The sequence below is a fragment of the Antricoccus suffuscus genome, assembly GCF_003003235.1.
Taxonomy (GTDB): Bacteria; Actinomycetota; Actinomycetes; order Mycobacteriales; family Antricoccaceae; genus Antricoccus; species Antricoccus suffuscus.
The window spans coordinates 22460-29823 of record NZ_PVUE01000029.1 but is presented as its reverse complement, the minus strand read 5'-3'; the positions used below and the strand labels follow the sequence as shown (position 1 = coordinate 29823).

Sequence of the window (7364 nt, the reverse complement as noted above, 5' to 3'; positions counted from 1 at the left end):
AGCTCGACCGGTCCGAGCCCGGACAGCGCGCCCCGGGACGCGGTCGCGATCAACCCGGCGGCCGCACCGGCGAGGGCGTGCTGGCCGTCGGTGAGTAGGTCCCGTTCGGGGAGGTAGGCCACGCTCACGACTGATCACCCACTCAAACTTGCTAATACGTATGTTCGAATACTACCAAGCGTCGAATCGATTTTCAATGGATCTACGAACAATTGTTCGAAGTCGATCGAGCAGGCCTCCCGAAAGCGAGTTACGCGCATGGGAGCGCGCGCACGCCCGTCACGGCGGGATGGCAGAGTGATATACGCGCCGCGCGATCGATAAAGGCGCATTGACCCGAGAGGATTTTCATGAGTCTGAAGATCGGCTATAAGGCGTCAGCCGAGCAGTTCAACCCACGCGATCTCGTCGAGTTCGCGGTACAGGCGGAGAACGTTGGGCTGGACAGCGTGTTCGTCAGCGACCATTACCAACCGTGGCGCCACGTCCAAGGTCACGCGCCATTTGCGATCGCGTGGATGAGCGCAGTCGGCGAGCGCACCTCCCGAGTGCAGCTGGGCACCAGTGTCCTCACCGCGACGTTCCGCTACAACCCCGCCGTCATCGCCCAGGCGTTCGCGACGATGGGTTGCCTCTACCCCGACCGGATCATCCTCGGGCTAGGGACCGGTGAAGCGCTCAACGAGATTGCCGTCAGCGGCATGGAATGGCCGGGCTTCAAGGAGCGCTTCGGTCGGATGCGTGAGGCCGTACGCCTGATGCGCAAGCTGTGGACCGAGGAGCGCGTCTCCTTTGACGGCGACTACTACAAGACGGTCGACGCGACGATCTACGACAAGCCGGACAATCCGATCCCGGTCTACATCGCCGCCGGCGGTCCGGTCGTGGCGAAATACGCTGGGCGCGCCGGTGACGGGTTCATCTGCACCAGCGGAAAGGGCATGGATCTTTACACCGACAAGCTGATGCCCGCCGTCGCCGAGGGCATCGAGGCGGGAAACCGCGGCGACGTACAACTGGACAAAATGATCGAGATCAAGCTGTCGTATGACCGCGATCGCGAACATGCAATGGAAAACACTCGCTTCTGGGCGCCGCTGTCGCTGACACCGGAGCAGAAGTCCGGGCTGCACGATCCCGCTGAGATGGAGCGCGCAGCGGACCAGTTGCCGATCGAGCAGGTCGCGAAGCGTTGGATCGTCGCATCGGATCCCGACGAGGCGATCGCCGCCGTGAAGCCGTACGTCGACGCTGGGTTCAACCATCTTGTCTTCCACGGCCCCGGCAACGACCAGGACCGCTTCCTCACTCAATTCTCAGAGGACCTGGCTCCCAAGCTGCGCGCGCTAGCCTAAGCAGGTCAGAGCCACCTCATCGCCGAGCCGTGGCTCTGGGTCCATGCGAGTGCCTGACCATCGAGCCCGAGTACGAAGGTGGGGTCGTCGACGGGCACGGCTGGGCCCGTTGCGGTGACATCCGGCAACACCCGGGCGCCCTCGTTTGACACCCATCGGCATATACCTGCTTCGACGAGCCCCATCATGGACACCTGAAACTGGGTGCGAGTCTGTCGGTCAAGGTAGGCGGCTACAGCGCTGTGAAACACCACGACCTCGCCATACGGTGCCGCGAGCTCAATCTGTGCGCGGAGATCGGTCATGAGGTCACCGCGAACGATGTGTGGCGGGTCGGCTCGCGCGATGTCGATCGCCGCAGCGAGCCGGCGACGGCGGTCATCTTGCTCTGGCCAAACGAGACCCGATAGCCACGCCATGGCATCTGGATCCTCAACATCGAGGGGATTCAAGTCGATTCCACCGCGCCAGGCGACCGTAGGCAACGAACGCGGCAGTGGCGGATCACCCGACACGTCACAGGTCAAGACGGGACCGGCCGACCCCGACAACCAGCGACCGGGTTTCCACTCGTAGTCATATCGATCGGGGAAAAGGCACAGGCCCGCACTCGTTCCAACCTCAAGCAGCGCGAGAGGTCGACCGGATTCCCGTTCTATGCGCGCAAACACCGGCATCAACGTGGCCAGGCGACCAACTTCGTTGGTTTGCGTCGAGCGAGTCATGATGGTCTCGCGAATCGGCCCGGCATCGTCCAAGAGTGCCCTCCGAAGGCCGTCGTACGGTCCGGGCGCAGGCACACCATGCCACCTCGCGGCGGCAAACACGAGATTCGGCTGCTGCTTTATCTGCGGCAGTTCGGCAAGCCAGGCCTTGACCACGTCGTCTTCGGCAACGCGCCGTGCCCAGTCTTCAAAACAAGGCGACTCCTTCGCATCCAAAGCGAACAGCCGGTACTGACTGGCGATGTCGGTAAAAAGATCCACGCTTGCACCTCCCCGTCTACTAGCTCGCGCGGGGGGCGAGGATCTGCTCGACGCGCATGGCGCTGTTGGCCGATAGATCGAGCGATGATGGTTCGACCCCGCGCTTAACCATCTCGACACCGAGGGCCGCGACCATCGCGCCGTTATCGGTACACAGTCCCGCCCGCGGCATCCGCAGCGTCACCCCCGCGTCATCGCAGCGACGCTGGGCCATTGCCCGCAGCCGCGTGTTGGCTGCAACACCGCCGCCGATCTGCAGGTTGTCGACGCCACTTTCCTTACAGGCCTTAATTGTTTTGGCGGTGAGTACGTCGACCACGGCTTCCTGGAACGATGCGGCGACGTCGGCGACCGGCACCGGCTCACCGGCACGCTGCCGCGCCTCGACCCACCTCGCGACCGCGGTCTTCAGACCCGAGAAAGAGAAGTCGAACACCGCGTCGCGCGGGCCGGTCAGGCCTCGCGGGAACTTGATTGCGGCCGGATCGCCCTCGTGGGAGATTCGGTCGATCTGCGGTCCGCCCGGAAAACCAAGGCCGAGCAGCCGGGCGACTTTGTCGAACGCCTCGCCGGCGGCGTCGTCGATGGTGGCACCCAGCGCCGCGATGTCAGCGGTGATGTCGTTGACCTGCAGGATGGACGAATGCCCACCGGACACGAGCAGCGCGAGCGTCGGCTCGGGAAGCGCCCCATGCTCGACGATATCCACCGCGACGTGCGAGGCCAGATGGTTGACGCCGTACAGCGGTACGCCGAGGGCCAGCGCATACGCCTTCGCCGCCGCTGACCCGACAAGTAATGCACCGGCAAGCCCAGGACCCGCGGTTACCGAGATCGCATCTATATCTGAGAAACTCATGCCAGCATCGTGAAGCGCCTGCGTCACCGTCGGCACCATGGCCTCCAGGTGCGCGCGTGACGCAACCTCGGGTACGACGCCGCCGTACCTCGCGTGTTCCTCGACGCTCGACGCGACGGCATTGGCCACCATTGTCTCGCCGCGGACAATCCCGACACCGGTCTCATCGCACGAGGTCTCAATGCCCAGCACGACTGGCTCGTCGCCTTTGAAGCGCATCAGGTTACTCACGGACCATCACCACCGCATCATGATCTCCCGGCTGGTAGTAGCGCTTGCGTACGCCGACGGCGACGAAACGTTCAGACTCGTACAGCGCGATCGCCGGAGCGTTGTCACTACGCACTTCCAGGATCACCCGTTCGGCCTTACGCCGGTCGGCCTCCGCCAACAACTCCCCGAGCAACCGGCGCCCAATCCCCTCACCTTGGCGATCACCTCGCGTGCCGACGGTCAGGACGTGCGCCTCGAATCGGTACGCCGCAAGGCCGGCGTATCCCACAATCTCTTCGTCGTCGACCGCGACCACGTAGTAGCGGGTCTCGGAGTCTGCGAGCTCCTCTTCGAGCATCGTCCGGGTCCACGCCTGGTCGGCGAAGAGGTCGTGCTCCATCGGTAGGACTGCTGGGATGTCTGTCGCGGTCATGGCACGCAGCCGCGCTGCGATCTCGACCATCACAAGGCCCCGTGTCCGTTCGGCGACTTTGCCTGCACGGCCGGGAGTTTGGCGTCTGGTCGTCTGAGGTAGAGCGGCGTGAGCGGCTCCGCATCGCCGCCGAATTCACCGGACCGGATGGCCGCCCGCAGCAGACCGGCGGGCCGCGGATACGACGACGTGAGCGGTACGCCGAACGACGACAGCAAATCGACGTACTTGTCGGCCCCCGCATTGAGAACCCGCGTAATGCCTAAGCTGCCTAACGTCTCGACCACCTGGTCGGGCTTGTCGACCTCTGGTCCGAGGATCCGGGCACCGCGCTCGTCGTAGACCGCGTAGTAGATTTCCTTGCGCCGCGCGTCGGATACGACCATCACGCGTCCATCGCCGTCGCTCGCGATCGCATCGAGTGAACATGTGCCGTACGCCGGGATCCTCAGCGCGTCGGCCATCGCCGAACCGGTCACGATACCGACCCGCAAGCCGGTGAACGGTCCGGGACCGAGCCCGATCACGACCGCATCCAGCTCCGACGGGGTCAGGGTCGCATCCGAGAGGACCTGCTGGATGCTGGGCGCCAGAAGCTCACCGTGGGCCGTCTGACCGAGCACTGACTTCTCAGCTATAACGTCGATCTCGCCATCGACATAGTCGAGTACGCCGGTCACGATCTGGCTGGTCGAGGTGTCGATCGCGAGAACTTTCATCATGCACTCCACCCGAAGCCGGCGAGCCGTTCATCCCAGGTCCCGCCATGGGGATGGAGCGAGATCATCCGACCATCACCGGCATCGAGGCTCTCGCGATCGAGGTCCACCAGCAAATACGCCTCGGCGAGATGTTCGGCGATCCCCTCGCCCCATTCGACGACGGTCACCGCATCTTCGAGATCCATGTCGAGGTCGAGATCATCGAGTTCCTCGATCCCGCCAAGGCGGTAGGCATCGGCGTGCAAGAGCGGCACTCGGCCATCGCGGTGTACGCGCGCAATCACAAACGTCGGTGAGGTTATCGGGTCGGTGACGCCCAGTCCCGATCCGATCCCCTGCACCAAGGTCGTTTTGCCTGCGCCGAGCAGTCCTCTCAGGATCAGCAGGTCGCCGCGACCAAGAATCTGTGCAAGCGCAGACCCGTACTTCAGGGTCGCCGCCCGATCCGGCAGATAAGTTGCCGAAGGCGAGGACGACAATTCGATGTGCGGCCCGGGTTGCACTGGCTTGCCGGGTCCGCGGTGCGGTACCGGACTCATGCGCGTTTCTTCGCCTGCGGTCGGGATCGCTTATATGCCCGGTGAATAAACGCCTGGAGTCGCAGATCGACCAGTTCATGCTTCTCCATCATGGCCATGTGCCCGGCTCCCGGTACGACGAACAACTCTGCCTCAGGTAGCTCGCGAGCCAACAGCTCGCTGTGCTCCATCGGCGTAATCCGATCCTCATCTCCGCACATCACCAGCACTTCGCAGTTGCGCAGCGCGGGCAGTGCGGCGACCTTGTCATGTCCGGCGAGAGTCCGATAGAAGTCTGCGACGACGTCGACGGGTGTCGCGGCGATCATTCGGTCGACGTAGTCCGCCAGCGAGGCCGGCGCGCCGGCCGAACCAAACGAGAACCGGCGGATCAGCAGCCACATAGCGTTACTAACTCCCCCGCGGGCACTCTCCAGCGCCTTGGGCGCGGCCTGAGCGCCCTTTGCCAGCAATGGAAGCGCTCGCTCGACGAGCGACTTGGGCATCCGCCCCGCACGTAGGGTCGAGACCACATTGCCGGCCGACGTACTTAACAGGGCGACGCCGAGGACCTGGTCCCCGAACAGCTCGCCTTCGATGTCGGCAAGTCCCATCACGGTCATGCCCCCCATTGAGTGCCCAATGAGGATCACTGGTCGGTCTCCGGCGGCAGTCCGGATGATTTCGCGAAGATCGCGTCCAAGCTGGTCGATCGTGCAGTCGTCGGCACGCGAACGCCCAGACTTCCCATGCGAGCGCTGGTCGTAGAAGACCATCCGCACCGACGGTGAGCGCAACTTGCGCAGCGCCTGACGCTGGAAGTGAAAGCTGCCCATGTTGAGGGTGTAGCCATGCGCAAACACGATCACCAGGGAGGCGTCCGGCGAGCCGACCTCCTCGACGTAGATCGGCACACCGTCGGTGGCTACGACGGTGTAGTCACGGTCCGCCTTCAGTTCGCCAAAGTGCTCGTCGGCGAACGGGTCGTCGGCTCGGCGCACGCGGTCGACGGCGAACTTCTCCGAGGCCACGCGGATGGCGTTGAGTGCACCGGCTGCGCCGACGACTCCACCGACGGCGATCCCGGCGCCTCGGGCGATCCGGGCGAACCCCTTCGCCTTCGCCTTCTTCGCGGCCACTAGCCGACCCCGCCGACGTACGTCGTCACGAAACGACCACCGATCCTGGTGACCAGCTCGTAGTGGATGGTGTCGGTCGCGTCGGCCCAGTCCTGCGCCGTCGGCGTACCGCCTCGTCCGTCACCCCAAAGAGTGGCGATGTCGCCCGGTTGCACGTTGGCATCTCCTACATCGACGACAAACTGGTCCATACAGACTCGGCCGCTAATCGTATGCCGTACCCCGCCAATGCCGACCGGTCCTACGCCGCTGGCGTTTCGGGGGATGCCGTCGGCGTACCCGACCGGAATCAACGCGAGCGTCGTCTCGCGATCGGTGGTGTACGTGTGACCATAGGAAACCGAGGTGCCGGCCGAAACCCGTTTAGTGAGCGCGACCGGGACCTCGACGCGCATAGCGGGACGCAACCCGAGGGCGCGCGAGTCACCACCCACCGGGTCCAGCCCGTAGATCGCGACACCTGGACGCACCATGTCAAACCACGAGTCGGGGTCGTTGAGCGTCGCCGCCGAGTTAGCCAGATGTCGCTCGAACCCGGACAGGCCGGCACTCTTCGCCACCTCAACCGCGTCCACGAAATTGCCACGCTGTGCCGCAATCGTCGGGTGACCCGGCGAGTCTGCGTAGGCAAAGTGGCTCCATACGCCGACGACCTCGATCAGTCCGTCACGCTGAGCCGTCGCCGCCCTCGCGACCAGGTCGGGCCATTCCTCGGCTGTCGCACCAGAGCGGGCAAGGCCAGTATCAATCTTGAGATGCACCTTCGCCGGTGTTTTGCCGGTGCGTGCGGCGGCCTCGATCTCGGCGAGCGCCCAGACCGCGGACGACGCGACCTCGATATCGTGCGCAATCGCTGCCGCGTAGTCGGCTCTGGGCGCATGCAACCAGCAGACGATCCGGCCGGCAGTGCCTCCGTCACGCAGGGCCACGGCTTCCTCGATCGTGGCCACACCAAGCGCGTCGGCGCCGCCCCGCTGCGCGGCCGCCGCGACGGGCAGCATTCCATGCCCGTATCCGTTGGCCTTGACGACTGCCATCAATGGGCGACCGACCCGCTCACGCATGGTCGCGACGTTATGCGTGATCGCAGCTAGGTCGACGGTGATCAGCGGAAGCGTCGAAGTCATTGCCCTATTGTC

Annotated in this window: 8 protein-coding genes; 1 reads left to right on the top strand and 7 read right to left on the bottom strand. The window is 64.5% G+C overall.

Annotation, left to right across the window (positions count from 1 at the left end; all coding sequences use genetic code 11):
* Nucleotides 1–350 precede the first annotated feature (350 nt).
* Nucleotides 351–1355 carry a glucose-6-phosphate dehydrogenase (coenzyme-F420) gene (fgd, locus tag CLV47_RS20945; RefSeq protein WP_106351076.1) on the top strand — a complete coding sequence of 335 codons (1005 nt, stop codon included), beginning with the start codon at nt 351–353 and terminating at the stop codon, nt 1353–1355.
* A gap of 5 nt (nt 1356–1360) precedes the next feature.
* On the opposite strand, the gene CLV47_RS20940 is transcribed toward fgd, so the two are convergent.
* Genes CLV47_RS20940 through alr form a run of 7 tightly spaced genes read right to left on the bottom strand, consistent with a single transcriptional unit; the run spans nt 1361 to nt 7352 of the window.
* Nucleotides 1361–2341 carry a DUF2332 domain-containing protein gene (locus CLV47_RS20940; RefSeq protein WP_106351075.1) on the bottom strand — a complete coding sequence of 327 codons (981 nt, stop codon included), beginning with the start codon at nt 2339–2341 and terminating at the stop codon, nt 1361–1363.
* 19 nt (nt 2342–2360) lie between these two features.
* Nucleotides 2361–3431, bottom strand: coding sequence for a tRNA (adenosine(37)-N6)-threonylcarbamoyltransferase complex transferase subunit TsaD (gene tsaD / locus CLV47_RS20935; protein WP_238145544.1), 1071 nt, complete (start codon nt 3429–3431; stop codon nt 2361–2363).
* Nucleotides 3424–3876, bottom strand: a complete 453-nt coding sequence (gene rimI, locus CLV47_RS20930; RefSeq protein ID WP_238145543.1) for a ribosomal protein S18-alanine N-acetyltransferase — start codon at nt 3874–3876, stop codon at nt 3424–3426. Before rimI ends, tsaD begins: the two co-directional genes overlap by 8 nt.
* Nucleotides 3876–4568 (bottom strand): tRNA (adenosine(37)-N6)-threonylcarbamoyltransferase complex dimerization subunit type 1 TsaB, encoded by a 693-nt coding sequence (gene tsaB, locus CLV47_RS20925; protein ID WP_238145542.1) that lies wholly within the window; start codon nt 4566–4568, stop codon nt 3876–3878. Before tsaB ends, rimI begins: the two co-directional genes overlap by 1 nt.
* Entirely contained in the window at nt 4565–5107 is a 543-nt protein-coding gene (tsaE, locus tag CLV47_RS20920) for a tRNA (adenosine(37)-N6)-threonylcarbamoyltransferase complex ATPase subunit type 1 TsaE (RefSeq protein WP_106351072.1), read from the bottom strand. The genes tsaB and tsaE overlap by 4 nt, the downstream gene beginning before the upstream one ends.
* The gene (locus CLV47_RS20915; RefSeq protein ID WP_106351071.1) at nt 5104–6225 is read right to left on the bottom strand and encodes an alpha/beta fold hydrolase; all 1122 of its coding nucleotides are present in this window, start codon (nt 6223–6225) and stop codon (nt 5104–5106) included. The genes tsaE and CLV47_RS20915 overlap by 4 nt, the downstream gene beginning before the upstream one ends.
* Nucleotides 6225–7352, bottom strand: coding sequence for an alanine racemase (gene alr / locus CLV47_RS20910; protein WP_106351080.1), 1128 nt, complete (start codon nt 7350–7352; stop codon nt 6225–6227). The genes CLV47_RS20915 and alr overlap by 1 nt, the downstream gene beginning before the upstream one ends.
* Nucleotides 7353–7364: the final 12 nt, after the last annotated feature.

Excerpts from the sequence above, each read along its gene's own strand:
- fgd (WP_106351076.1), top strand. The coding sequence starts at position 351 with ATGAGTCTGAAGATCGGCTATAAGGCGTCAGCCGAGCAGTTCAACCCA.
- rimI (WP_238145543.1), bottom strand. The coding sequence starts at position 3,876 with ATGGTCGAGATCGCAGCGCGGCTGCGTGCCATGACCGCGACAGACATC.
- tsaB (WP_238145542.1), bottom strand. The coding sequence starts at position 4,568 with ATGATGAAAGTTCTCGCGATCGACACCTCGACCAGCCAGATCGTGACC.
- tsaE (WP_106351072.1), bottom strand. The coding sequence starts at position 5,107 with ATGAGTCCGGTACCGCACCGCGGACCCGGCAAGCCAGTGCAACCCGGG.
- alr (WP_106351080.1), bottom strand. The coding sequence starts at position 7,352 with ATGACTTCGACGCTTCCGCTGATCACCGTCGACCTAGCTGCGATCACG.